At 56.5% G+C, this 25,391-nt stretch carries 23 protein-coding genes; 13 read left to right on the forward strand and 10 right to left on the reverse strand.

Annotated features, from left to right (window positions below):
- The first annotated feature begins 32 nt into the window (after positions 1-32).
- Positions 33-767 carry a copper resistance protein NlpE N-terminal domain-containing protein gene (locus tag LF252_RS16065; RefSeq protein ID WP_226270603.1) on the forward strand — a complete coding sequence of 245 codons (735 nt, stop codon included), beginning with the start codon at positions 33-35 and terminating at the stop codon, positions 765-767.
- Between the two features lie 220 nt (positions 768-987).
- On the opposite strand, the gene LF252_RS16070 is transcribed toward LF252_RS16065, so the two are convergent.
- Positions 988-2,280, reverse strand: coding sequence for an MFS transporter (locus LF252_RS16070; RefSeq protein WP_226270604.1), 1,293 nt, complete (start codon positions 2,278-2,280; stop codon positions 988-990).
- Between the two features lie 212 nt (positions 2,281-2,492).
- On the opposite strand from LF252_RS16070, the gene LF252_RS16075 reads away from it, so the two are divergent.
- The 5 genes from LF252_RS16075 to nth all read left to right on the forward strand — a co-directional run bounded on the left by LF252_RS16075 (position 2,493) and on the right by nth (position 5,474).
- A complete protein-coding gene (locus tag LF252_RS16075; RefSeq protein WP_226270605.1) occupies positions 2,493-2,900 on the forward strand; it encodes a hypothetical protein in 408 nt (135 codons plus the stop codon).
- 48 nt (positions 2,901-2,948) lie between these two features.
- Positions 2,949-3,533 carry a DUF6799 domain-containing protein gene (locus LF252_RS16080; RefSeq protein ID WP_226270606.1) on the forward strand — a complete coding sequence of 195 codons (585 nt, stop codon included), beginning with the start codon at positions 2,949-2,951 and terminating at the stop codon, positions 3,531-3,533.
- A 326-nt stretch (positions 3,534-3,859) separates the two neighbouring features.
- The gene (locus LF252_RS16085; RefSeq protein ID WP_226270607.1) at positions 3,860-4,495 is read left to right on the forward strand and encodes an RNA polymerase sigma factor; all 636 of its coding nucleotides are present in this window, start codon (positions 3,860-3,862) and stop codon (positions 4,493-4,495) included.
- A complete protein-coding gene (locus tag LF252_RS16090; RefSeq protein WP_226270608.1) occupies positions 4,434-4,664 on the forward strand; it encodes an anti-sigma factor in 231 nt (76 codons plus the stop codon). Before LF252_RS16085 ends, LF252_RS16090 begins: the two co-directional genes overlap by 62 nt.
- Before the next feature lie 111 nt (positions 4,665-4,775).
- Positions 4,776-5,474 carry an endonuclease III gene (gene nth, locus LF252_RS16095; protein WP_226270609.1) on the forward strand — a complete coding sequence of 233 codons (699 nt, stop codon included), beginning with the start codon at positions 4,776-4,778 and terminating at the stop codon, positions 5,472-5,474.
- 43 nt (positions 5,475-5,517) lie between these two features.
- Here the strand turns inward: nth and LF252_RS16100 are convergent, their stop codons facing one another.
- Together LF252_RS16100 and gldB are read right to left on the reverse strand one after the other, a co-directional pair.
- Complete coding sequence (locus LF252_RS16100; RefSeq protein ID WP_226270610.1) at positions 5,518-6,756, reverse strand: glycosyltransferase family 4 protein; 1,239 nt, start codon at positions 6,754-6,756, stop codon at positions 5,518-5,520.
- A gap of 29 nt (positions 6,757-6,785) precedes the next feature.
- Positions 6,786-7,793, reverse strand: coding sequence for a gliding motility lipoprotein GldB (gene gldB / locus LF252_RS16105; protein WP_226270611.1), 1,008 nt, complete (start codon positions 7,791-7,793; stop codon positions 6,786-6,788).
- 109 nt (positions 7,794-7,902) lie between these two features.
- Here gldB and LF252_RS16110 point away from each other — a divergent pair, with 109 nt between their 5' ends.
- On the forward strand, positions 7,903-8,583 hold the full coding sequence (locus LF252_RS16110; RefSeq protein WP_226270612.1) for a porin family protein: 681 nt from the start codon (positions 7,903-7,905) through the stop codon (positions 8,581-8,583).
- Between the two features lie 253 nt (positions 8,584-8,836).
- On the opposite strand, the gene LF252_RS16115 is transcribed toward LF252_RS16110, so the two are convergent.
- On the reverse strand, positions 8,837-9,283 hold the full coding sequence (locus LF252_RS16115; RefSeq protein ID WP_226270613.1) for a carboxypeptidase-like regulatory domain-containing protein: 447 nt from the start codon (positions 9,281-9,283) through the stop codon (positions 8,837-8,839).
- A gap of 35 nt (positions 9,284-9,318) precedes the next feature.
- The gene (locus tag LF252_RS16120) at positions 9,319-9,723 is read right to left on the reverse strand and encodes a hypothetical protein (RefSeq protein ID WP_226270614.1); all 405 of its coding nucleotides are present in this window, start codon (positions 9,721-9,723) and stop codon (positions 9,319-9,321) included.
- 360 nt (positions 9,724-10,083) lie between these two features.
- Between LF252_RS16120 and LF252_RS16125 the strand changes: the two genes are divergently transcribed.
- Positions 10,084-10,809 carry a LytR/AlgR family response regulator transcription factor gene (locus LF252_RS16125; RefSeq protein WP_226270615.1) on the forward strand — a complete coding sequence of 242 codons (726 nt, stop codon included), beginning with the start codon at positions 10,084-10,086 and terminating at the stop codon, positions 10,807-10,809.
- 24 nt (positions 10,810-10,833) lie between these two features.
- Here the strand turns inward: LF252_RS16125 and LF252_RS16130 are convergent, their stop codons facing one another.
- The 4 genes from LF252_RS16130 to LF252_RS16145 form a co-directional block, all read right to left on the reverse strand.
- Positions 10,834-13,128, reverse strand: a complete 2,295-nt coding sequence (locus LF252_RS16130; RefSeq protein ID WP_226270616.1) for an ATP-binding protein — start codon at positions 13,126-13,128, stop codon at positions 10,834-10,836.
- A gap of 238 nt (positions 13,129-13,366) precedes the next feature.
- Positions 13,367-14,974, reverse strand: a complete 1,608-nt coding sequence (locus LF252_RS16135) for an Rne/Rng family ribonuclease (protein WP_226270617.1) — start codon at positions 14,972-14,974, stop codon at positions 13,367-13,369.
- Between the two features lie 418 nt (positions 14,975-15,392).
- Complete coding sequence (locus LF252_RS16140; RefSeq protein ID WP_226270618.1) at positions 15,393-16,310, reverse strand: tetratricopeptide repeat protein; 918 nt, start codon at positions 16,308-16,310, stop codon at positions 15,393-15,395.
- Between the two features lie 84 nt (positions 16,311-16,394).
- Positions 16,395-16,697 (reverse strand): HU family DNA-binding protein, encoded by a 303-nt coding sequence (locus LF252_RS16145; protein WP_226270619.1) that lies wholly within the window; start codon positions 16,695-16,697, stop codon positions 16,395-16,397.
- A 201-nt stretch (positions 16,698-16,898) separates the two neighbouring features.
- Here LF252_RS16145 and mutY point away from each other — a divergent pair, with 201 nt between their 5' ends.
- From mutY to LF252_RS16170, 5 genes are all read left to right on the forward strand, one after another.
- A complete protein-coding gene (gene mutY, locus LF252_RS16150; protein ID WP_226270620.1) occupies positions 16,899-17,990 on the forward strand; it encodes an A/G-specific adenine glycosylase in 1,092 nt (363 codons plus the stop codon).
- A gap of 87 nt (positions 17,991-18,077) precedes the next feature.
- Complete coding sequence (locus LF252_RS16155; RefSeq protein WP_226270621.1) at positions 18,078-18,497, forward strand: single-stranded DNA-binding protein; 420 nt, start codon at positions 18,078-18,080, stop codon at positions 18,495-18,497.
- 151 nt (positions 18,498-18,648) lie between these two features.
- Positions 18,649-19,245 (forward strand): gliding motility lipoprotein GldD, encoded by a 597-nt coding sequence (gene gldD, locus LF252_RS16160; protein WP_226270622.1) that lies wholly within the window; start codon positions 18,649-18,651, stop codon positions 19,243-19,245.
- Positions 19,246-19,319: 74 nt separating this feature from the next.
- Positions 19,320-21,419, forward strand: a complete 2,100-nt coding sequence (recG, locus tag LF252_RS16165) for an ATP-dependent DNA helicase RecG (protein ID WP_226270623.1) — start codon at positions 19,320-19,322, stop codon at positions 21,417-21,419.
- A gap of 781 nt (positions 21,420-22,200) precedes the next feature.
- The gene (locus LF252_RS16170) at positions 22,201-23,649 is read left to right on the forward strand and encodes a hypothetical protein (RefSeq protein ID WP_226270624.1); all 1,449 of its coding nucleotides are present in this window, start codon (positions 22,201-22,203) and stop codon (positions 23,647-23,649) included.
- A gap of 120 nt (positions 23,650-23,769) precedes the next feature.
- Here LF252_RS16170 and LF252_RS16175 read toward each other — a convergent pair whose 3' ends face one another.
- Entirely contained in the window at positions 23,770-25,194 is a 1,425-nt protein-coding gene (locus LF252_RS16175; RefSeq protein WP_226270625.1) for a Glu/Leu/Phe/Val family dehydrogenase, read from the reverse strand.
- Positions 25,195-25,391 lie beyond the last annotated feature (197 nt).

Raw genomic sequence — 25,391 nt, forward strand, 5'->3', positions numbered from 1 at the left:
GGAAGTATTCACCTCTGTTTTTACTCTCCGCTATGCCCCGTTTTACTTCTGCCGCCTCGTTGCTGCTGCTCTTGGCGGCCTGCCAGGGCCGGGAACAGCCCTTTGGCACCGGCTCCCAGAACACCGCCCCCGATAAAGATGCTGGTGCCGCCACCCAGCCGTTGGCCGGCGTGTACGCCGATACTGTGCCCTGCAACGACTGCCAAGGTATTGCCACGCGCCTTACCCTCAAACCCGACAGCCTGTACGAACTGCAGGAACTGTACATAGGCCGTACCTCGCCCGTGAATTACCGGCGGGGTCCGTGGCGGGTACGCGGGCAGGTTGTTACCCTGGAGCCCAGCGGCAACGACCCGGTGCGCCGCTACCAGGTAGCCACTGGCCGTATGTTACAGCTGCTGGATGCTAACGGCAAGCCCCTACCCACCTTCGACCTGCGCTACCGCTCCGACGGCAACCTGAGCGAAGTCGGCACCCGTCGTGAGTTCACCGGCAAATACACCTACATGGCCGATGCGGCCATGTTTGAGGAGTGCGGCTCGGGGCAGAAATACGCCGTGGCTTTGGCTAGCGGCGTGAATGCTGAGCTGGAAAAACGCTACGCCAATACGCGCAAAAATGCTGGGCAGCCAGTATTTGCCCGCGTGCAGGGAGAACTACAAAGCCAACCTGGCACCAACGAGCAGGCCCTGGTAATCAGCAAAATTCTGGAAATGAAGCCCGACCCAATTTGCCCTCAGGCGCAAAAGCAGGCTTTTCAGAAATAGATATGGAAGCTGTCCGGGAAGTTGGCCAAAGGCTATAGAGACGCATACTTGCGTCTCATCGTCTGCGCCAATCGGCTGATTTCGTTCAACTACGAGACGCGAGTATGCGTCTTTACAACGCGCTGACGACTTTCTAAACAGCTTCATGAATAGACACCAAAGAAAAGCCCGCTGCCTCGTTACGAGGTAGCGGGCTTTTTACTTATGTCAGCCTATTAGCTCAGGTTGCCGGCTTCTTTTCAGGTGTCATGTCCAGCTGCCGCAGCTTATCAGCTTTCAGGGCCGTGATACCCACCACCACAATGGTCATGATACCGCCGAACACCACCGAGGCGGTAGTGCCCAGCCACTTGGCCATGGCTCCCGACTCGAAGGCCCCAATTTCGTTGCTGGAACCAATAAAAATGTTGTTCACCGCCGACACGCGGCCTTTCATGTACTCCGGGGTAAAAGTCTGCAGCAAAGTGGCCCGCACAATTACCGATACGGAGTCAAATACCCCCGTCAGAAACAGCAGCCCCAACGACAGGTAGAAGTTGCGCGACAAGGCAAATCCAATGGTAGCTAGCCCAAACCCGGCCACGGCCCACAACAGCTTGCGGCCCGCAAACCGCCGCAGCGGAAAATAAGTAAGCAGCAACGCCATCAGCACGGAGCCCACGGCGGGGGCCGCCTCCAGGTGGCCCAGCCCGGAGGCGCCCACTTTCAGAATTTTCTCGGCAAATACCGGCAACAGGGCCACGGCCCCGCCAAACAGCACCGCAAACAAATCCAACGACAAAGCGGCCAGCACCAACTGATTGCCGAAAATAAAGCGCAGCCCGCCGCTGATACTTTCCACAAAATCCGGGGCTGCACCCTCGCGCTTCGGTAGCGGGTGCGAGGCCAGGCTACTAAACAGGGCCAGGGATACCACAAACAGCCCAGTGGCAATGGTGTAGGCATTGGCTACTCCCAAGTGCGCAATGAGATACCCGCCAATCACCGGCCCAATTACCGAGGAGCCCTGCCAGGTGGTGCTGTTCCAAGTAATGGCGTTGGCCAGCTTTTCCCGGTCGGGTAATAGCTGGGGCATGTAGGAAAACAGCGCCGGCCCCAGAAAGCCCCGGGCAATGCCGCTCACGAATATTACCGCGTAAATCGGCAGCGTACCCATTTGCCCAACATTCAGCAGCTGTTGCTGCACACCCCACGATAGGGCCGCCAGCGCACCCGCGCACAGCAGCAGTACCGCTACGGCCGCCACAATGATGTTTTTGCGCTTCACCGAATCAGCCACGTGCCCCGCATACAACGACACGGCAATGCTCGGTACGGCTTCCGTGAGGCCAATCAGGCCCAGCGCCAGCGGGTCGTCGGTGAGCTTGAACAGCTGCCAGCTCACCACCAGCCCCTGAATGCGCGTGGCAATAACAAAGCTGGCCCGCGCCCCGATAAACCGTCGGAAATCGGGTACGCGCAGGGCGGTGTAGGGGTCGTAGCGTGGAGTACCGGTGGAGGAGGAATCAGCCATAGCAGCGAGGCACCGGGAAAGAACCGGCCGGGCAAAGGTAGCCCCAGCCCCTTGCTCCCAAGCTCAGCCACAGCGTTTTTTATCGGGAATTGCGAGGGGTAACTACCAAGCCAGGCAAGCCACAACCGGGGGTTTTGCGTATGCTTGAGAAAGGACTATTCCCACCCGGTTATTTCCAAGCCGGCCACGGTAGTCTGTCAGAATTTCCTTCTATGTCGGCATTTCCCTCGTTTCTATCAGTGCAGGTACGGCCTGAGCTGGATATTACGGTTATCCGATGGCTGCGGCCCGTATCGGCGGCGGAGCTGATGCAGGGCTACGAAACACTGCTGCAGCACACGCGCACCGGCTGTTACTGGCTGGTAGATGTGCGCCAGCGCGGCCCCGCCAGCGAGGACGATACCCATTGGGTGCTCACGCAGTTTGTGAGCAGCTTGGCCCAGCACACCGGCCAGCGCATTTACCTTGCCTTCGTGGTAGCAGCCAGCCAGCTCAGCGCCGACCAGCAGCATTCCGGCTCGCCCATGGTACAAAGCGCCCAAGCCCACGTGCGGCTGTTCAGCGACGAAGTGCCCGCTCTGCACTGGCTGGCTGGCCGGCGGCAGCACCATAGCGCATAGTTTTTTTAGCAGTCAATCCTTCCCGGCTTCCACTACACCCCTGATTTTATGGCTCGCTTCTCCTCTCTTTTCTGCGGTTTGCTGCTCGGCAGCCTGTGCTCACTTGCCTCCCTCTCTGCAGCGCAGGCCCAGACAACAACTGCCCCAACAGCCCGAGCAACGGCCCAACTTAAGGACGGCGCATACCGGCGCGACGGCAAAACCTTCCGGCTGCAGGCCGGGCAGTCTTTCCCGCTGTCAGCCCCGCTACGGTTTACCAACGGCCTTACCCTCCGCCCCGATGGCATTATGGTGAGCAAAAACGGCAACCGCCAGCTGCTGGAAAATGGAAAGGCCATCAACATGCAGGGCGACGTGGTGATTTACCGCGACGATATGATGACGCCCGAGGCTATTGCCCGCCACGACGAGCAGGCCACCGGCTCATCTGGTACCACCACGGTAGAAATTCCGGCCTCGGCTAACCTGTCTGCCCTCAACACCGAGTTGCAGCGCACAACCCAGCGCCTCGACCAACTACGCCAGCTCAGCCAGCTGCTCGACCAACGCGTTACCGCCGCCGCGGCCGGCACCGCTCCAGACGCCACCCTGGAAGGCCGCATCCGCGAACTAAGCCAGCAGCTACGGCCGTAGCGCACGGTTCTTGCAATGTTGTTTTTTAGGGGTCTGGTTTTCTGAATGGGTATCGGAAAACCAGCTTTTTTCGTCGGCAGCCCATTGTAGGAGTTGCCCGGCCGGGGTATACCAGAGTATTCTATATTCAAAATGGTAGATACTAGGTTTTACAGTGGACGAAAAAAATTTTGTCATTTCCGGGCGCTGGGCGTTGTGTTTCGGGTGGCGGTTTTCTACATTTGATTTTACCTCCATTCTTCACCCGTTCTTCACGAAGAAACTTCCACCGGCAACTGCACTCTATGGCCTAAAGCTCTACGTCCCCTTCATTTTTCGTAGTCTTTATGGAAACCATGCAGCCGAGCGACTCCGCTCTCATCTCGCTCTATATTGCCGGCCAAGAGGATGCCTTTGCTCAGCTACTTGAGCGGCACAAGGCCCGCGTATTCACTACTATTATGCTTATTGTCCGCGACGAAGACGTGGCGGAAGACCTCCTGCAGGATACTTTCATTAAAGCGGTGCACACCATGAAAGGTGGGCGCTATAATGAAGAAGGTAAATTCTCGTCTTGGATCTGCCGGATTGCGCATAATTTGGCTATTGACTGCTTCCGGCGAGAAAAACGCAGTCCTTTATTGAACCTTGATACAACAAGTCATGCGTTCAATTCGTTGTCGTTGGCAGAAGAGGGGGCTGAGGCAGCGCTAACCCGGGAAGAAACCCACGCGCGGCTTCGGGAACTGATTCAGGAGCTGCCCGCGGCGCAGAAAGAAGTCCTGATCATGCGCCACTACGGTGACATGAGCTTTCAGGAAATTGCCGATGCAACGGGGGTCAGCATTAATACCGCGCTGGGGCGTATGCGCTATGCGCTGATTAACCTGCGGAAAAAAATGGCCGCACAACCCGTTTTCTATGATCAAAACCTTTACCCACGAGACGCTGCTCCGGTACGTATACAACGAATTGCCAGCTAAGGAGCATCAACAAGTAGAGCATGCCCTGCAGCACGATGCCGAACTAGCGGCTTCCTGCGCCGATTTGCTGCTGGCCCAGCGCGCCCTTAATGGCCTCCGCCGTGCCCCCAGCCAACGCACCACCGATTCCATTCTGCAATACTCCCGCACGTTCCTGCGTAGCGAATAACGCCGATTTATACTTGAAAATTTACAGCGCCGCGAAGCTACCTGCTCGGTAACTTCGCGGCGCTGTGCTATTTGGCACCGCCTCATCCGCCGTTGTTAGTTGCCTTCAGCCATGCGCAAGCCTGAGCGTTACCGCCATTTCATCGAATATTTCACCACGCACTTCCCGGAGCCCAAGACGGAGCTGCACTACCGCAACCCCTACGAGCTGATTGTGGCCGTGGTGCTAAGTGCCCAGTGCACCGATAAGCGCGTGAACCAGGTGATGCCAGCCCTGCTGGAGCAGTTCCCTACGCCGGAGCAACTGGCCGCAGCATCGGCGGAGGATATTTTCCCGTTCATCCGCAGCGTATCCTACCCCAACAACAAGGCCAAGCACCTGGCCGGACTGGGCCGCCTACTGGTGCAGGAATTTGGCGGCGAGGTACCCAGCACTATCGAAGAATTGCAGCGCCTGCCGGGCGTGGGCCGCAAAACGGCCAACGTAGTAGTTTCCGTCATCTACAACCAGCCCGCCATGGCCGTGGATACGCACGTGTTCCGGGTATCGCACCGGTTGGGGCTGGTGAGCAAAGTGGCCACCACGCCGCTGGCAGTAGAAAAGGAATTGGTGCGCTACATTCCCACGGAATTGATACCCAAAGCCCACCACTGGCTGATTTTGCACGGACGCTACATTTGCCTAGCCCGCACTCCTAAATGCGCTGTTTGCCCGCTGCAGAGTTGGTGCAAATACTACTCAGATGTAGTAGTGAAGTCTGCAGAAACATTTGATAAAACGGCCAAGAAGCCCTCTAAACCAATTAACTAACTACCAATCGGCACAACTTAGTATAAAAGTAGTCTTCCTGAGTTTATAAGTTCCGGGCTGATTTGGCAGCCTCTTCCAAGAGCACCTGCATTCGGCTGGCTATCTGCTGGCGGTCGAACTGTTGTTGCGCGGCTTGTTGGCCTTGCTCGCCAGCGGCACGGAGTTGCTCTGGGTTAGCGAATAGCTGGTGCAGAAGCTCCGCCAGAGCCGGCGCATTGCTGGCCGGTGAGTACCAGCCGCACTGGTATTGCTCCACAAAAGATTTGGTCCAGCCAGGGTTGGTGACGATAACCGGCGTACCTACCGCCAAGCTGTCGTAGAACTTGGCAGGAGAGTTGGTATCCAGCACCGGTAAGCCCAGGAAGGGGGCTACCGACACATCCGACAATCGGAACCACGCAAACACCGCGTGGCGCGGCTGCGGCGGTACTACTTTAATAAACGGATGCTGGGCTGCTGCCTGGGCCACCGCTGCATCGTGAAAGCCGTGCCCCATAAATAGCCATACTACATCGGGGTGGCTGGGTGCCAGCGCAACAGCTGCCGCTAGCAGCAGCGGAATATCGTTGGCCCGCCCGAAGGTACCCGCATACAGTATTACCCGCTTGCCCGCCAAATTCCAGCTACGGCGTAGGTTCTCCACGGCCGCATCGGTGGCCAACTCGGCCAACTCCAAGTCAGTCCCGTTGAGTAGAGTATGCACTTTCTGGGGCGCGAAGGGATAACGGGTACCGGTGGCCTGCCCTACCTCTCGCACGTACGCCGTCATATCCGGCGACAGGGTTACCACGGCTTGCGCCTGCTGGTACATGCGGCGCTCCATACGATACAGAGCCCGTTGCAGCTGCGGATTGGGTACGGCACCCATGGCTATGGGGAAAGCCGGCCACAGATCCTGCACCTCAAACACCCACGGCACCCGACGCCAGCGGGCCACCTGCGCCGCGGCCCAAGCCGCCGTAAGCGGCGTGCTGATGCCCCAGATAACGTCTGGCTTATCGATGCGCACCCCTTCCCGCAAAGCGTAGGCAGCGTACTGCGCAAAGGCCAGCCCGCGCCGGGCCACGCCCATGCGGTTTTCGTAGGGTACGGCGGCGGCGCGCAACTCTACCCCGGCCGGCACCCACGCAAAATCGTGCGTGAGGCGCTGTGTTTCCCAGGTATTAGTAGTAATGAGCGTGACGCGGTGTTGCTGCGCCAGCTGGGCCAACAGGGAATAATGCCGGCTGGTGGCTGGACAATCGGGGTTGGTGTGGTACTGGCTAAAAACGGCAATGTGCATCTGCTCAGGTAAAAACTGCCGCGCTTCAATTAGCTCACCCGCCCGCGGTTCACCTTGGGCCGGTAGTGCGAGTCGTTGAGGATGCGCTGGGCGTTTTTATCGGCCATGAGCTGCTTCAGCGTCACGTTGGGGTGCTCAGCCATGTATTTGCGCACAATCTGCCAGCCAATCCAGGCCCCTACCCTACCAGGGCAGGTTTTATCAATTTCTGGGATGTTGGGCCGCTCCCCGATGTACTTCTGAATAGTGAACGGCGCCGTGTTATACAGCAGATTCTTCTCAATGAAGTGGGACCAGATTTTGCCTTCGTTGAAGTGCACCCCAGCCATTTCCTTATCAGTATAGCCCATCAGCAAGGAGTCGGCGGTGCAGGGCAGTACCTTTTCGGCGAAGTACAGAGCTTTGCCAAACTGCACCATTTCGCCCAGCATGGTCTGGTTAGTCAGCTGTTTCTGATTGTACTTGCTGCTGATGGCCAGCGCAGTTGTGGGCACCAGGTGGTCGGGCGTGTAGCGCCGCAGAATGTAGCCCGGCACGTTGGGCCGGTACGCCGCCTTGGGACCCACAAAAAAGTCGGTGCTGAGCACCATCAGGCTGTCATTCACAAACAAATCCTGACTTAGCCCGCTCACGAAAGTTTTGACGGGGGGCACCCGGAAATCGGGAAAGTAATAGCGGATATACTGAAACATGGGCTTCAGCTGCTGCTCCAGTCGGGTAGTGGTAAATGTGCTGTCGGCCTGGCGGCCCAGCTTTTGCAGGCCGGCATTGGTGGCCAGGCGCGTAAGCGTGGAGGCCAGCACCGGGGCCGGATACTGCGCACTCTGCAAATACTGCCGGGCAAACAGCCCGTGCTCCTGCACAAACCGGCTGGCGTCGGCGGTGTTCTTGATTTGGAAGAAAGGTGCTTCCAAGCGTTCCAGCTGCACTGGCGCCGAAACCTTGGCTATTTCGGGGTTCATCTCGCAGCTTTCCTGGTTGCTGCCGCAGGCCAGCACCAGAGGAATGGCCGCTACCAAGGCGGCCAGAGTACGCAAACGGGCAGGAATATGCATCACGCTTCTATCTTTAAGGCGAAATTAGCCAAAACCAAACGGCCTTTGGCCGTGGCTTCGTGTTTCTGCTCATCGTAATTCTGTAGCTGCCATGAAAAAAGCCCTGCTTGCCCTCGTTTTCAGCGGTACAACCATTGGGGCGGCGTCGGCCCAGGTTGAAATCGGCCTGAAAGTTTCTCCCTCTATCTCGCTGCTGCGCGCCGATTCGCCCAGCGCCTACGGCTTTCAGAACCAGAAATCCAAGATGAGCATCGGCGGCGGTATTATTGTCGATTATTTCTTCGGGCAGAATTACGCCTTCAGCACTGGGCTGGAACTCACCGGCAAGGGTGGCACTATCACCTACTTCGACCCCAACGTCGGCACCAACGGCCAGCGCATTGAACAAAAAATCGGGCTGCAGTACCTGCAGGTGCCCGTTACGGTGAAGCTGTTCACCAACGACATTGCCACCGACACCAAGCTGTATTTCCAGCTGGGGGGCTCCCTGAACGCCGCCATTGCCGGCCGCATCAACGGTGATAAGCGCTACACTGACCCCGGCAATGGTCAGGAATCCAAAGCAGCCAAGCACGTTATCATTCCGGATGCTGCCTTGCGGGGGGGCTTCGGGGTAGAATACCAACTCGGTCAAAGCACCAAGGTACTAGCCGGCTTCAGCTACCACCGCGGCCTGTTCAACATCGATAATTACTTTAAAGACGTGCGGAAATTCAAGGATGTAGAACTCAAAAACAGTGAGTTTGCCCTGGACCTGGGCCTGAAATTCTAGGGCTACTGTTCTGCATCACGCAATAAAAAAGCCCGCTGCTCTGGCCAGAGCAGCGGGCTTTTTTATTGCCCAGCAAATCCCACGCGGGTAGTAACTCGCCCGCCGGCTACCAGCAACGGCTGCCGGGTGGTAGGCACAGGCCGGAAGGCGGCACAATGAGCACAATAGTAGGCCCCGCCTAAACAGCTGCCGGCTACCACCAGAAACTGTAGCCAGTTGATGATTCGTCTCAATGGCATATACAAGCCCAAGCTTAGTGCCGACGGCGGGTTGCGGCCACGGGCAGGTTAAAGAAAAGCACTTCCCGCTGGTTAGGCGCCACTAGTAGCTCTTGTTGCTGCTGCGCTCTACCGTAGCCGCAGGAAATGCTCACGGCAGCATTGCTGGGCAGCGTGAACGTGAAATCCCCCGCCGAATTGGTTACTGCCACTACTTGGGGTGCATTGGTCAGCCACACGGTAGCACCCGGCAGCGGCATACCATCGGCTCCGGTTACGGCACCTGTAATAGTTACCGAAGTATTGGTGCGCGCAGCTTCCACCGGAGCTGCAGCCGGCCGCGGCGCTGTTGCTGCTGGCTGAACTGCTTCAACTTTGGCCGGAGCCGCCGTTTTCTTCTTGGTGATGACCGGGCCTGCGCTGGCATTAACCTGACACAAGCAAGCCACTACTACCGCACAGAGGAGTTGAACAGAACGCATGATGCAACAAGAAAAGACAGTGGGAATAAGTTGCTTTACCGCTGAGCGCTACCGACCGTAAGCGGGCTTTGCAACAGGCCGGATACGGGCTGTCTGTCTTCCAGCCACCGGAAAGTACTGTACTGCCCGGCACTCAGGATGCGCAGCAGGCAGGCATCGTAGTGAGCCAGCGCTTGGTTGCCTGTGAGAGCCTGCTGCTCCTGCAACTCTCGCAGCGTTGCCCGGCGTACTTCGGCAGCCTGCTGGCTGTTCAGCCGTAGCATGTCGGTCAGGTAGCAGGTGAGCTGCAACGAGCGGGCCTGCAGTTCCGCCGCGTCCTTACCCGCACTCTTCTGCAGCTGCTCAACTTTTGTCACTTTGCGGTGCACCGGATGCGTAGCGGCCGTGGCCGAGGCGTTCAGTACGGATACCAGCAGGAGGGCGTGTAGAGTCTTTTTCATGAGAGCAGGTGTAGTAGCAGGTAACAGATGGCCGAAGCGTTGAACTTGCACCAAACGTAACAGCCGCTAGTCACCACCGCCTACCCAATTATCCCAATGCGGGAAAAACCTTCCTGAACGCCCCCTTTTTTTATGTGAGCAGGTAGTACTCCATGCCCAATCCGCGCTGGCACCGAGCTACGTACGTCCCGGCCTACACCGGATTTGGCGAGTCAAATACCGGGTTGGGCTGTTTTCTCGCTGGCGCATTATTTGCGTCTGCAGCGCGGCTACTAACTTGCGGCGGCTGAGCTTCAGGCCTTTCCCAAAAAGAAACACGTGGCATATCCAGCCGGTTGATCCACTTTCTACTACTGCTCTATGGCTCCCTCTTTTGCTTGCGTAATTGTTGATGACAACGAAATCAATCGGTTGACGCTAGAGCACATGGTGGAGCTAACTCCGGAACTCAACCTGGCGGCTTCATTGCCGGGTAGCCTAGAGGCGCTGCAGTATTTCCGGGAAGGAGGAACAGCCGATTTGCTGCTGCTGGATATTGAAATGCCTCACCTCACGGGCCTGGAGCTGGCTCGCCTGCTGCCCCAGCCGGCACCGGCAGTTATTATGGTAACCACGCACCGGGATTTTGCCGTGGACGCCTTTGAGCTTCAGGCCGCCGACTACTTGGTGAAGCCCGTGGATTTACCCCGTTTCACGCAGGCCGTAACCCGAGTGCTGGACCGGCGACAGCCACAGCCTGCTCCGGCAACCGCTCCTGCTGCCGCTGATACCAGTAGCTCCGAGCTTTTTATCAAAGTGGGCACGAAAATGCTCCGGTTGAATTTCGACGACGTGCTTTTCATCGAAGCCATGTCGACCTATTCCATTCTGGTGACGGCCACGCAGAAGCACATCATATACCTTACGCTCAAAGCCCTCACCGACCGGCTTCCGTTTGCTCACTTTGTGCGGGTACACCGCAGCTACATTGTGAATACGCAGCGCATTGATGCCATTGAAGACAACATGCTGCAAATGGGCAAGTACGAAGTGCCCGTGGGCAAATCGTACCAGGAGGACTTCTATCGTCAGTTGCGCGGCCTCTAAACGCGCCGAACTCTGCTCATTGATTTATTCGGCGGGCAGTTCGCGGGGCAATTCCTGTAGTGCCCGCTTTACCTGGGCTACTAACCGAGCTACGGCTTCGTGTGATGGGCCCTGCTCCGAGCCTTTCGCGGGAATATGCTGCTCCAGCTGCAGCAGAGCGGCACTTACGTCCCGCACGCCCAACGATTCAATACCGGGCTTGATGTGATGCACCACGGCGGCTACCTGGGCCCAGTCGCCGGTAGCGGCGGCAGCCTCCAGTTGCACCAAGCTGGCGGGCACGTTGCTCAGGAAGGAGCGGATAATCTTCAACACAAAAGCTTCGCGCCCGTGCGATAAGGCCCGCAGCCTGGTAAGGTCGTAGCTACTGGTTACGGCGGGGCCAGCACTGTGCATGAGTCTTTCCAGGGAATGATACAGGTCTGCTTCCTCGAAGGGCTTGGTCAGACAATCATTCATACCTGCCGCCAGGTATTTGGCATTGTCGGCCCGAAATGCATTAGCCGTCAGGGCCAGAATTGGCACGTTGGCTTTGCTGGCATCCGGCAGTTGCCGGATCAGGGCGGTAGCCTCTAGCCCGCTCATGCCGGGCATTTGAATATCCATCAGCACCGCATCGTACAGCTGCTGCTGGTACATATCTACGCCCTGCCGGCCATTTTCGGCCTCATCAACGGCCACGCCCCATTCTTCCAGCAGCATCCGGGCCACGTCCCGGTTAATTTCATTGTCTTCCACCAGCAGTACCCGCCGGCCCTGCAACGCCCCAGTATCGAAGGTGGAGGCTGCCAGGGCCGTGCTTACTGGCGCGGTGCGCGGCAGCGTCAGCTGAAACCGAAATGAGCTTCCTTTGCCAACCTCGCTTTCCACCTGCAGCGTGCCGCCTAACTGGTCTACAATGGCCCTGGAAATGCTCAGCCCTAAGCCAGTACCGCCAAACCGCCGGGTTGTATCGGCGTAGGCCTGGGTAAAGCCCTCAAAAATGCGCTGCTGCTGCTCTGCCGGAATACCTATGCCAGTATCAGTCACGGAAAATTCCACGGTTAATGTTTCCGGCGTTTCGTCCAGCTGCCGGCCCATTACATCAATATGGCCGCCTCGCTCCGTGAATTTTACTGCGTTGGCCATCAGGTTAATCAGCACCTGGTTCAGGCGGTACGGGTCGCCGGTAACCCAAGGCAACGGGCACGAGGTTTTTAGCGGAGTACCCGATACGGTAATGCCTTTTTCGATGGCCTGATGCACCAAGGGCTGAATGGCTTCCGCCATGGAGTCACAGAGGTTGAAGGCCGTTTGCTCGAACTCTAGCTTGCCGGAAGTAATCTTGGCCATGTCCAGCACATCATTGATGATGCTGAGCAAATGCTGCCCGGAACTCCGGATTACCCGCAGGAACTCCAGCTGCCGGGCATCCAGACGGGTTTTGCCCAACTGCGCGGCCATACCCAGCACACCATTCATGGGCGTACGGATTTCGTGGCTCATGTTGGCCAGGAAGTTCTCCCGGGCCCGCACGGCCGCCTCCGCTTCGTCGCGGGCATGACTGAGTTCCTGCTCTACCCGGATGCGCTTGGTGATGTTGACAAGGTACAGATTCACGTAGCCCTCATCGGGAAAGGGCATCACAAACACCGTGTAGAAACTGCTGCCCACCGGAATATCTACTTGCCAAGGCGCGTTCTGCTCCAAGGCCGTAGCGGCCAGTCGTTGTGCTTTAGTCAGTAAGCGCGCTTGGTCTACCTCGTCGAGGGCCGCGTGCAGCGCGCTGGCAGCCGGGTTGTTGTATAGTACCTGCCCCTCCGCATCAATCCGGAAAATCGGGTTAGGATTCTGCCCCGGAATGCTGGCTACCGCCCGCAGTTGCTCGGTAGCCCGATGGTATTCCGTTACGTCCCGCACCCGCGTCATGCTACGGGCACCTATTTCGTTTACAGCCAGTACCGGCACAAAGTCCCGCTCCAGAATCCGGCCGTCATTCAGGTACAGCAGTTCATTGAATACTGGCTCACCCTTCGTCCGCAACTCATGAATGCGCCGCTCGAAAGCGGGTACGTCGGCTACCATCCGCAGCATTACGGTGGCTAGTTCCTGCCAAGGTCGGCCCAGCCAGTACGCTGCCGGTTCTGGTAGCTCCCACAACGTACAGAAGTGGTCATTGAGCAAGGCAATCCGGCCCTCCGGCCCCACCAGTACCACGCCCTCCTGCACTTGGTTAATCAGATACTGCAGACGGGTTTCCACCGTCTGGGCATCTTTTTTTACCTGCTGCAGTTCCTGCTCCAGCTCCAGAATCCGCTGGTAGGCGTGAGCGGCGTCCAAAAATTCAACAGGAACAGGTACGGGCGAAATCATGCTGATGAAAAAAGTGCTGCCTCGCAAGTACGCAACCCCTCGCCGAATGGTCAACTCTTCTGGCTGAATGCATCATTTTGCCCTGTAAATACTAGCTCTCGGTAGCTAAATACCTAAGCCATCCATCAGCAAAAACGCCCGTTACACTTCCAGTGCAACGGGCGTTTCTTCTATCAGGAGGAGTTTTTTTCGCAGAAAAAATCCGTCAGTCAGTTATTTCCAGTTCCCGGTCCTGCAACCGGCTCATGGCCGCCGCGGCCGAGTGCAGCTCGATTTCCTCGCCGTGCTCGTCCTCAATGCGGTACTCAGTGAGGCCCAGACTCGTGTCCTTCATCACTTTTACCCACTTGTAGTACTTCAAGTACCATTTCATCTGCCGGCTTACCAACCCTTTGGTGTAGTAGGCGTGCAGGAAAGGATGCACCGAAAGCGTAATACCCGACTGGTTTTGGGCTACCAGCAGGTCGTCAATGCTGTTGTCGATTTCGTCCGTCACGAGGATGGAAGCGGAAATCTTACCCGTGCCACCGCAGGTAGGGCACACCTCACCGGTGACAATGGCTTCGGCCGGCCGCACGCGCTGCCGGGTAATCTGAAGCAGGCCAAACTTGGTGATGGGCAGAATGGTGTACCGTGCCTTATCATGTTTCATGATGCTGTGCACGGCATCTTCTACCTTCTTGCGGCTCTCGCCCGATTTCATATCAATGAAATCGACGACGATGATGCCGCCCATGTCGCGCAGCCGGAGCTGGCGGGCTACTTCTTTGGCAGCCGCGAGGTTTACGTGCAGGGCGGTGGCCTCTTGGTCGCCTTCTTGGTTGCTCTTGTTACCTGAGTTTACATCGATAACGTGCAGAGCTTCCGTGTGTTCCACCACCAGGTAACCGCCTCCGGGCACCGTTACGGTTTTGCCAAACAGCGTTTTCAGCTGTTTCTCAATACCGTACTGCTCGAAGATTTTCACCTTACCGGTGTGCAGCTTCAGCAGCCCCAGCTTATCGGGGGCAATCTGCTGCAGGTAGCTGCGCATTTCCTCATACATCGGCGCCGAGTCCACGGTAATGGCATCGAACGACTCGTTGAGCATGTCGCGCAGCATAGAAGAGGTGCGGCCCAGCTCGCCCAGAATCTTGTCGTTGGGTTTCCCCGTCTTCAGGTTCTGGAACAGCGTGTTCCATTTCTCCACCATATTCGTCATATCCCGGTCGAGTTCAGCCACTTCGCGGCCTTCGGCCACGGTGCGGATAATCACGCCAAAATTATCGGGCTTGATGGAGGCAATGAGCCGCTTAAGCCGCTCCCGCTCCGTTTTGCTGACAATCTTTTTGGATACGCTGATGGTATTCGAAAACGGCACCAGCACCAAGTAGCGGCCAGCCATGGAAATATCCATTGACAGGCGCGGCCCTTTGGTGGAAATCGGCTCCTTGATGATTTGCACCACCAGTTGCTGGCCCTTTTTCAGGACGTTGTCGATTTTGCCGACTTTGTCGAGCGTCCCGTCAAACTGAAAGGTTTTCAGGGGCCCAACGGGTATTTTCTGCGAGTGGACGCCTTTGCCCCACTTCACCAAAGAAGGAAAATTCTCCCCCAGGTCGCCGTAGTGCAGGAAGGCGTCTTTTTGGTACCCGATGTCAATGAACGCGGCGTTCAGACCGGGCATAACTTTCTTGACCGTGCCCAGGAAGATGTCACCCACCGAGTAGGCGGTGTCGTTGCGGTCGAAATGATATTCGATGAGCCGCTTGTCCTGTAGCAGGGCAATCCGTTCTCCGTCCTGAGTAGAATTAATGATTAATTCGTTACTCAATGGATTAAGCGGTTAGAGTAGAATCCCTGGCGGAGCAGCCCCTTGTGGGAAGCGTGCCCCCCGAAACCCGTAAAGGGAAGCCAGCGCACGGGGCGCCGGCTTCCCTTCCAAGCCACGGGGAAAGCAAACTTATGGCCACTCTCAGAGAACCTAAGTGAAAGATAGACGGGTACGGTTTCCGCTTAGGAAATACCCGCCAGCAAACCCCGGCAGGGCTTACTTCTTCTTGTGACGGTTCTTGCGCAGACGCTTCTTCCGCTTGTGAGTGGCAATCTTATGACGCTTTCTTTTTTTACCGCAAGGCATGTTGATGTGGGTTAAGTGGTTGAATGATTCTTTTTCTTTTAATAATCACCAATAATTGGTTGTCGGCTATTAGATGAACCTAGCAATTGACAACCAACAACTGGTAACTACTTTACTGTAGCTTCTTTAGCTCTTCATCCACCGTAGCGGCCAGGGCCGGGTCGGGGCTGATGCTTTTGGCTTTCTGGAAGGCTTTGCGGGCTTCTTCCTTCGCGCCGGTTTTGGCTAACGAGACGCCAAGATAAAACTGTCCGTCGACGTTTTCGGGGTTTACTTTCACAAGCTCCTCAAAACGCTCTACTGCCCGGCTGAACTGACCGCTCTTAATAGCCAGCAAACCAAGGTTATACAGCGTTTTCTCGTTTTTCGGATCAGCTGCCAGCACTTCCCGCAATAGGCCTACGCCTTTCATGGGGTTGCTGGTGTTCATGTACGCCATACCTAGGTTGTTCTTGGCGTCGAGGTTGTCGGGGTTGTTTTTCAACACCCGCTCGTACAACTCCCGGCACTTGGCACCCAGCAGGTTCTGGCGCTCCTCAGTGGTGGCAAAGCTAAACGCTTCGAAGTACGCATCGGCGGCCCGTTTCCAAGTTTGCTCGCCGGGGCGGGCCACGGCAACTTGCTCCAGGTAATAGCCGGCACTGTCGAAACGCTCCACACCCTTGTACTTATCAGCCAGTTGCTGCGCCAGGCGCAACTTCGCCGACTGTTCGGTTTCGGCCGTGAACTTACGCACCAACGCAGTAATTTCCTGACGCTGAGCGGCCGGCACCGCCATGTGTGGCTGCTCGGGGGTAGCCTCATGGCTGCCCACTGGGTGGCCGTGCTCATCCAAGCCGCTAGCGGCCGTGGAAGGAGCGGCGGCCCCTTGGTCACGGTTGGCGGTGCGGGCGGCGCTTTGCGTCAGCGACTCTTTGCCCTCCTTGGGCTTCACAATTACCTTCGGCAACAAAAACAAACCGGCCACCAGCGCAAACGCCAGGGCCAGAACAAGGATTTGATGCTTGGAAGATGCGGTAGTGGATGCCATCAGCACGGGAAAAAAGCCGGCCGCCGGGTTGCCTTAGCAGGGCATGCCCGGCGGCTCAGCCGGCAAACAAATGAAACGGGATGCTTAGGCAGCCAGTTCCTTGATTTTTTTGCTGTTTTTGATCTTACCAATGAAGGTCTTCGACGGCTTGAAGCTGGGGATGAAATGCTCGTCGATGATAATCGACGTGTTTTTCGAGATGTTGCGGGCTACTTTTTTCGCGCGTTTTTTGTTTACGAAAGAGCCAAAGCCACGCACATAAATGTTGTTGCCTTCAGCCATCGAGTCCTTCACGACTTTGAAGAAGGCTTCTACGGTAGCCGAAACTTCTGCTTTCTCGATGCCGGTCTTGTCGGCAATTTCGGCAATTACTTCTGCTTTAGTCACGCTGGTAAGTGTACTAGGGAGTGAAAAATGTTCTGGTTGGCAAAAAAGATGCCGCTCCTCAAAACGTAAGCACTTGCCCGGTAAGAGTTTGCCTGCGTTTTGAGGGGCACAAAGGTAGTCCCCTTTTTCGGTTTTACAAACGGTTTTCCTGCAATCTGACCGGGTGTCACGGTTGCATCCAACTTATTCTTTCTCAAACCCTTGAGCCCATCCCCAACAGACTCCTCCCGCTCCTGGTTTTCGACGGCCCTGCTGAATTGGTACCCCCGCCACCGCCGCGACCTGCCGTGGCGCCACACCCGTGACCCCTACGCCATCTGGTTGTCGGAGGTGATTTTGCAGCAAACGCGCGTGAAGCAGGGTCTCCCCTACTACCTCGATTTCATCACCTCCTACCCCACCGTGCAGGATCTGGCGGCAGCCCCGCAGGACGAAGTACTACGGCACTGGCAGGGGCTGGGCTACTACTCTAGGGCCCGCAACATGCACCATACGGCTCAGCAAGTAGTGCAGCAATATGGGGAGCAGTTTCCGGGCAGCTACCAGGAACTGCTGCAACTGCGTGGCGTGGGGCAGTACACGGCAGCGGCCATTGCTTCCTTTGCTTACGATGAGCAGGTGGCCGTACTGGATGGCAACGTGTTTCGGGTGCTGGCCCGGGTGTTTGGCTTGAGCCAGGATATTGCCGTGCCCGCCAGCCGCAAGGTGTTTCAACAGCTAGCCGACACGCTGATTCCGGCCAGCCAGCCAGCCGAATTCAACCAGGCCATTATGGAGTTTGGGGCTATCCAATGCACGCCCCAGAAGCCCGACTGCCTGTTCTGCCCGCTGCAGCAGCACTGCTTCGCGTTTCAACGAGGATTGGTGCAGGAGTTGCCCGTTAAGAGCAAGGCCAAAGCGGCCCGCACCCGCTACTTCCATTACCTCGTGCTGCGGTACGCGGATACGGTGTACCTGCGCAAACGGGGGCCCAAGGACATATGGGAAGGGTTGTACGACTTTGCTTTGCACGAGGCAGATACCGCCGACTTACCTGCATTGGCGGTAGTGGAGGCCGTGGAAAGCCTGGGTGGGCGTATGCTCACTAACACAGCCGAAGAGCCCGTAGCCGCACTGCGCCACGTGCTGAGCCATCAAAAAGTAGAAGCCAAATTTCACCCGGTATGGCTGGAGGCACCTTTGTCAGCAGAGGTGCTGCAGCGCACAGGTTTGGCACCTTATCAGGCAGCAGCCATTGAGGACTTACCCAAATCAATTTTAATAACTAACTATATTAGCAATATTAACATATAAATAGCCAATTATTTTGGCATTATATGTTCTTTTTCGTATCTTTAAACCACTGAATAATAATCTGCTTCTTCTTAAAAGAACATTCTAATGGCAAGCGTAAACAAGGTTATTCTGATTGGGCACTTGGGCAAAGACCCCGAGGTGCGGCACTTGGAAGGTGGCAACACGGTGGCTAATTTCACTATGGCCACCAATGAGTACTATAAAGACAAGCAAGGCAACCGCGTAGAGCGTACCGAGTGGCACACTATTGCTGCGTGGCGTAGCTTGGCTGAGCTGGCCGAGAAATACCTTCGGAAAGGCCAGCAGGTGTATGTAGAGGGCCGCATCCGTACCCGGCAGTACCAGGATAAAGACAACCAGACGCGCTATGTGACGGAAATTGTAGCCGAAGAAATTTCCTTACTGGGCAGCCGCTCTGCTGCCGATGCCGGGCAGCCTGCACCGGCAGCCGAAGCACCGACCACGTTCCGGCAGGAGCCGGAACTGGACCAGCTCCCTTTTTAGCATCTACTCTGCTAGCCGGCGCTTAGTGCCGTCCTATGCTATATTCAGAAAGCCCCGGCAGTAGCCGGGGCTTTCTGCACATTAGGGAACGGGTGCAGACATGGCACTGGTTTCTTGGTACCTTTACCTGCTCATCCGACCCCGCTTCCGCATGGCCGTTTCCTCTTTCTTGCGCGCTACCGGCGCGGTGTGTTTGCTCACGCTGCTAGCTGCTGGCTGCACCACCACGCCCGACTTCACACCCAAACCCAAGGGTTATAACCGCATCGACCTACCGCCCCATGCTTACCAACAGCTGGCGCCGGGGCACCCGTATACATTTGAGTACTCGCGTTACGCCAAAATTCTGCGCGACTCCTCGTATCTGGCGCAGCCGCACTGGATCAATGTGTACTATCCGCAACTCAAGGCCAATGTGCAGATTACCTACGCCGACCTCAAGAGCCGGTCGCAGCTATATGGCAAGCTGCTGGAAGATGCCCGCAAGCTCACCAGCAAGCACGAAATCAAGGCCACGGCCATTGACGAATCGGTGCTAAAAACCCCAAACGGTATGCGCGTAGCGGTGTTTGAGCTGCAGGGCGAGGTACCCAGCCAGTTTCAGTTTTACACTACGGATAGCACCCGCCACTTCTTCCGGGGGGCCCTGTATTTCCGTACCGCTACGGCCAACGACTCGTTGGCCCCGGTGATTGAGTACGTGAAGCAGGACGTGGTACGGTTACTTAATACCTTGAAGTATCGGTAAAACCGGCTGCCAGCCGCTTACCAGCCACCCACTAAACCAAACAGCCATCAGCCAGTAGTTACCAGCTGATCAGGATGAGTAATTTCTTTCAGACTAAGATTGAGTACCTGCGGGGAGTAGGCCTACAACGGGCGCAGCTGCTGCAGAAAGAACTGAATCTGTTCACGTACGGTGACCTGATTCAGCGCTACCCTTTCCGGTACCTCGACCGCACCCAGTTTTACAATATCTGCGACCTGCACGACGACCTGCCGTTTGTGCAGGTGAAGGGCATATTGCGCGGCCGTGAGGTGATTGGCGAGGGCCCCAAAAAGCGCATGGTGGCCAAAATAGTGGATGCCAGCGGCGAGTTAGAGTTGGTGTGGTTCAAGGGCGTAAACTACCTGGAGAAGATTATTAAAAATCACCAGGAGTACATTGTATTCGGCAAGCCCACCATGTTTCAGGGCCGCCCCCAGATGGCTCACCCGGAGCTGGAAGAGGTAACCGAGCAGAAAGCCGGCCAGAGCTACCTGCAGCCCGTATATAATACCACCGAAAAGCTCAAGAATTACCACCGCGTAGACAGCAAGGCCATTGCACGCATGGCCAGCGACCTGCTGAAAATTGCGCTGCCGCAGGTCCAGGAAACCCTTTCGGCCGACCTCATCCAGCAGTATGGCCTGATGGACAAAGCCACGGCGCTGCAGCAGATTCACTTTCCGCAAAACTCTGATCTGCTGCAGAAGGCCCGTTTTCGGCTGAAGTTTGAGGAGTTGTTCTACGTGCAGTTGAAGCTACTGCGCCAGCGCGACCAGCGCAAAGTGACGCTGGCCGGCCAGATTTTCAAGGAGGTGCCCACCTTGGTGCACTTCTACAAAAACGTGATGCCCTTCGACCTCACTGGAGCACAGAAACGGGTGATTCATGATATCTATAAGGATTTCTGCGCGGGCAAGCAGATGAACCGACTACTGCAGGGCGACGTGGGCTCCGGAAAAACCATTGTGGCCTTCATCAGCATGCTCATGGCCGCCGACAATGGGGCCCAAAGCTGCCTGATGGCGCCCACCGAAATCCTGGCCGACCAGCACTACGTGGGCCTGAAGGGCTTTGCCGATTTGCTGGGGCTCAAAATTGGCAAGCTTACGGGCAGTACCCGCACCGCCGAGCGGCGCGTGCTGCACGAGCAGCTCCGCTCCGGCGAGATGCACATGCTGGTGGGCACCCACGCTTTGCTGGAAGATGTAGTGCAGTTCAAGAATTTGGGTCTCACCATCATGGACGAACAGCACCGCTTCGGGGTGGCCCAGCGTTCCAAGCTCTGGCAGAAAAACCCCCACGTAATCCCGCACGTGCTGGTAATGACCGCTACGCCCATTCCGCGTACTCTGGCCATGACCCTCTACGGCGACCTTGACGTATCTGTCATCGACGAGTTGCCGGCCGGCCGCAAGCCCATCGTGACGGTGCACCGCTTCGACTCAAACCGACTCAAGGTATTCGGCTTTCTGCGTGACCAGATTCGGCTGGGCCGGCAGGTGTACATCGTGTACCCGCTGATTGAGGAAAGCGAAACCATGTCCGATTACAAGGACCTCATGGATGGCTACGAAAGCGTGGCCCGTGCCTTCCCCGAGTTTCAGATCAGTATTGTGCACGGCCGCATGAGTGCCGCCGAGAAGGACGCCGAAATGCAGCGCTTCCTCAAAAACGAAACGCAGATTATGGTGGCTACCACCGTAATTGAAGTAGGTGTGAACGTACCCAATGCCTCCGTAATGGTGATTGAGAGCACCGAGCGGTTTGGCCTTTCGCAGCTGCACCAGCTGCGGGGCCGGGTGGGCCGGGGTGCCGAGCAGAGCTACTGCATCCTGATGAGTGGCTATAAGCTCAGCAAGGATTCGCGCACCCGCATTGAAACCATGGTGCGCACCAACAACGGCTTCGAAATTGCCGACATCGACCTGAAATTGCGCGGCCCCGGCGACCTAATGGGCACGCAGCAAAGCGGGGTACTGGACCTGCTGATTGCCGACTTAGCCAAGGACGGCCGCATTCTTACGGAGAGCAGGGCGGCGGCCCAAGCTATTCTGCACGATGACCCTGGCCTAAGTAAACCGGAAAATCTGGCCATCCGGCGGCACATCGAGAGCCTGCCCGCTACGGCCGTAAACTGGAGCCGCATCAGTTAACGACTCAGGTTGTAGATACAATAAGGCCCGGCCGGTTTCATGAATGATGAAACCGGCCGGGCCTTATTGTATCTACCCAAGCATAAAAAAGACGACTTAAAGTCGTCTGGCAGAGGAGCTATTCAATGGAAGTGGCAGTGACGGCAGGAGCAGTAGCCTGCCAAAAGGACGACCCGCCTCCCGTCTTTCGCTTGACGGCCGGTGAGCTTTGCAACAGCGAGGCTGTCCGGGCCGGGAGTTGCCAGGTAGCACGAGTCGGCTTGGCAACCATTTCCGGGCTCAGAGCCTGCTGATTCAGCTTACCCAGGACAACCAGCGAAATCATAAGAGAAAAGCGTAACAAAGACTTCATAACAAATGGCCAACGTTAAGTAGTCGCAAGCGGGCACAAATTTCAGACCAATGGTTTTGAAATCCTACAAACCCTCCTTAAAAACTACAGAAAAATCAAAGAAAAAGCCTCTGCATACCATTTAAGCCCAAAACGCACAGCACATCTCACAAACATTGAATATACAAAATATTCATTTTGCTCGATAAAGCCGAACGTGTCCCGGCTGTTGTGATTTTGCCCTTTGCCTATACATTTTGTATTACAAAGTACGGCTATACTCTTCACCTCTGACGTCCGTTTGACGTTAAGAAAGCATGAACTATTTGCCGGAGGCGTATCCTATGGCTGCAAAGCGGGGGTGTGTACGAACTACACCACAAGTTGGATACCTTTGGAGAGTACATTTTTTTGAGAATCTGACTTCCCTTCACGTAACTGTCTTTACCTGTGCGTTTTTCTTTTTTGTTGACTGCGGGAATTTCGGCAGCTTTGTTTCTGTCGGCCGCTCCGAAGGTGTTGGCGCAACGCGTTAAATCAGCAGCTTTCAGCTACCTTCCAGAGCAGTCAGAGGACCGGTATAACCAACGTGTTACCAAGAAAACGCTGCCGCTCACGGCGGGCAGCTTTATAATACTGGCGCACAAAGCGGGCACAGAATACGCCGTGGAGCGCTACGACGCCGACCTGAAGCGCCTGTGGAGTACCACCTTACCCTTGGCGGCCGGGGAAAGTATTGATGGCTTCACGCGCAGCAACGGCCAGGCCACGGTGGTGGTGCATCAGGGCGGCAGCGCTCAGCAGCTCACGGGCTACACCATTGATCTGACGTCGGGCCAGAAAAGCCCGGCGAAAAAGCTGCTGGATGCCGGCCTGCGCGAACGGCGGCCAGGCGTATCCTTTTCCCCGGATGGCACCAAGCTGGTGGTGTGGCGCTACCTCACGCAGGGCAACCAACTGAAAGCTATTACCGCCAGTATCTACGATGAGAAGTTGCTGAAACTGAAAGACCGCACCTTCGACTTTCACGACCAGGGTGGCTTCTTCTCAACCACTGTGCACGTGGGGAACGATGGCTCGCAATATGTAACGCTGGTGGGTGATGAGATGAAGAAGCTCAGCGTGCGCCGCTACCGCAACGATTCGCCCGATGTAAAAGTGATGTCGGTATCGGTGGGTGGCACGTTTGGCGGTAAGGTTGTCAACGTGTTCGACTCCCGGTTCCAGCTGCTGCCCGATAATACCTTGTACGCGGCCGCCATTTGCAACGAGCGGGAAGGCGGGGCCTACTACAGCCTGAAGGCCGTAAAGTTTGACTTTTCGGGCGAAGGCGACATGAAGTTTGCGCCGGAATTCCGCTTTACTCCGGAATATTTGGCTGAGGTAAATAAGGCCAGCAGCACCCAGGCGAAACGCTTAGAAGACGTCTACCTGACCGACTTACTGCTCAACGATGAGAAGCAGCTGGTAGTAGTAGCCGAAAAGAAGTATGAAGAAGGGGGCGACGACTCGCCTGGCCACACTCGTGAGTTGCATCTGTTCGGCTACAACGAGTTTCAGACGCCAACCTGGCACAGCATTATCGCTAAAGACCAAGTAGCCCCCGCCGCCGAGGGATTTAGCAGCATTGGGTACCGGGCTGCCGTGTTTGGCCAAGACCTGCAGGTAGTAACCTGGGAAAAGCTCAAGAACAAATCGGACTTGTACCTGCGCCGCGTGAATGTGCAAACGGGCGTGGTATCGGAGCCGAAAGGCCTGGGGCTGAACGTGGCCGCCGACCAGAACCCCTCCTACGTGAAGGACTTCACGACTTGGCTCGACGCCAAGACTATCCTTGGTGTCAGCCGTCCCAACAAAAAATCGGCAGCACTAATGCTGAATAAGATAGTGGTTAAATAAATCACGGATGCAGAGGATGGCACTGATGCCGCAAATCTGTTCCGGCACGTCTGTTTTGATGCAAAAAGGCCGCTCCTGTTCCTAGGGGCGGCCTTTTTGTGGGCGGATATTCCTGCTGGTTTACGGAAAGATGCCCAATGACTGGTAGCTCACGCCAATTTTTTCAATAGCGTTGTAGAAGGCGGCCGTGCGCAGATCGGTGATGCCGGGCACGTCGTCCATCACTTTACGGATAGAATGGTAAGCCGTAATCATGGTGTCTTCAAGGCCGGAATGCACCAAGTCAATTTCATCGGCGCCGTGCACAATGAGTTGGCGCTCCTGGTCGGTGATGGCTTTGCCGGTAGTTCGCTCAATAGTTTCTACCAAGCGGCGCATGGCACCTTCTTCGGCCCGCTTGCCCATGCGTCCGAAACGCACGTTCGACAAGTTTTTCAGCCACTCAAAGTACGATACCGTTACGCCGCCGGCATTCAGGTACAAGTCGGGCAGGATGATAACGCCCTTATCGAGCAGGATTTTCTCGGCGGCCTGGGTGGTAGGCCCATTGGCTCCTTCCGCAATGATTTTGGCTTTGATGCGGTCCGCGTTACCTTCATGAATCTGATTTTCCAAAGCGGCCGGAATCAGTACGTCACACTCCCGCTCCAGCAAATCCAGCGACTCGGCCAAGTCTTCGGCCCCGGCAAACCCCAGAATGGTGCCGCCCTGCTGCCGGTGCCGGAATACAGCATCTACATCCAGGCCGGCTTCATTGTAGATTCCACCTTCCCGCTCGGCAATACCGATGATGAGTGCCCCAGCTTCCTGACAGAATTTGGCCGCGTAGTAGCCCACGTTGCCCAGTCCCTGCACAATAATGCGCTTGCCCGCCACGCCGCTGCTCAGGCCCACTTTGGCTAGTATTGGTTCGTCCAGCAGCAGCTCGCGCAGGCCGTAGAACACACCCAGACCTGTGGCTTCGGTTCGCCCCCGAATACCGCCCTGCCCTACCGGCTTGCCGGTCACGCAGCCTAAGGCGTTGGTGTCACCGTATTTGAAGGTCATGTAGGTATCGGCAATCCAAGCCATTTCGCGGCTGCCCGTACCGTAGTCGGGTGCCGGCACGTCCATACCGGGGCCGATAAGATTTTTTTTGATTAGCTCCGTGGCATAGCGGCGGGTCACGCGCTCCAGCACGTGCTCGGGCGTGGTGCGCGGGTTGATTTTCACGCCGCCTTTCGCCCCACCAAACGGCACATCCACAATGGCGCACTTAAACGTCATGAGCGTAGCCAGCGCCATTACTTCCTCCTCATCCACGTACACGCTGTAGCGGATGCCACCCTTGCTGGGCAGCTTGTGGTGACTGTGCTGCACCCGGATACCCTCGAACACCTGCACGTGGCCGTCGACTTCCACTGGGAAATTTACTTTGTAGATGCTGTTGCAGGCCCGGATCTGGGCCAGAATACCGGGGTCGAGCTTGGAGAAACTGGCCGCGTGGTCGTAAAACCGCAGCACGCTCTCGTAAAAGTCTTTACCCTGTACCTGTTCGTTGGCCATAGCTGGAGGGAGTTGAAGGTGGGAGTATCTACCTGCAAACGGTACCCCGGCCACTGGCGTTGTGCACAACCAGTATTAAGTGCCATGGCCTACTTCCAAAATGCAGCAAGCCGCCCCCGAAATGGGAGCGGCTTGCTGTTTCTCTGATTCTCGTCAGTTTCATGACCCGCAGAAAGCGCCTGCCAGCACCGTCCACA

It is taken from the genome of Hymenobacter pini, assembly GCF_020421205.1.
Taxonomy (GTDB): Bacteria; Bacteroidota; Bacteroidia; order Cytophagales; family Hymenobacteraceae; genus Hymenobacter; species Hymenobacter pini.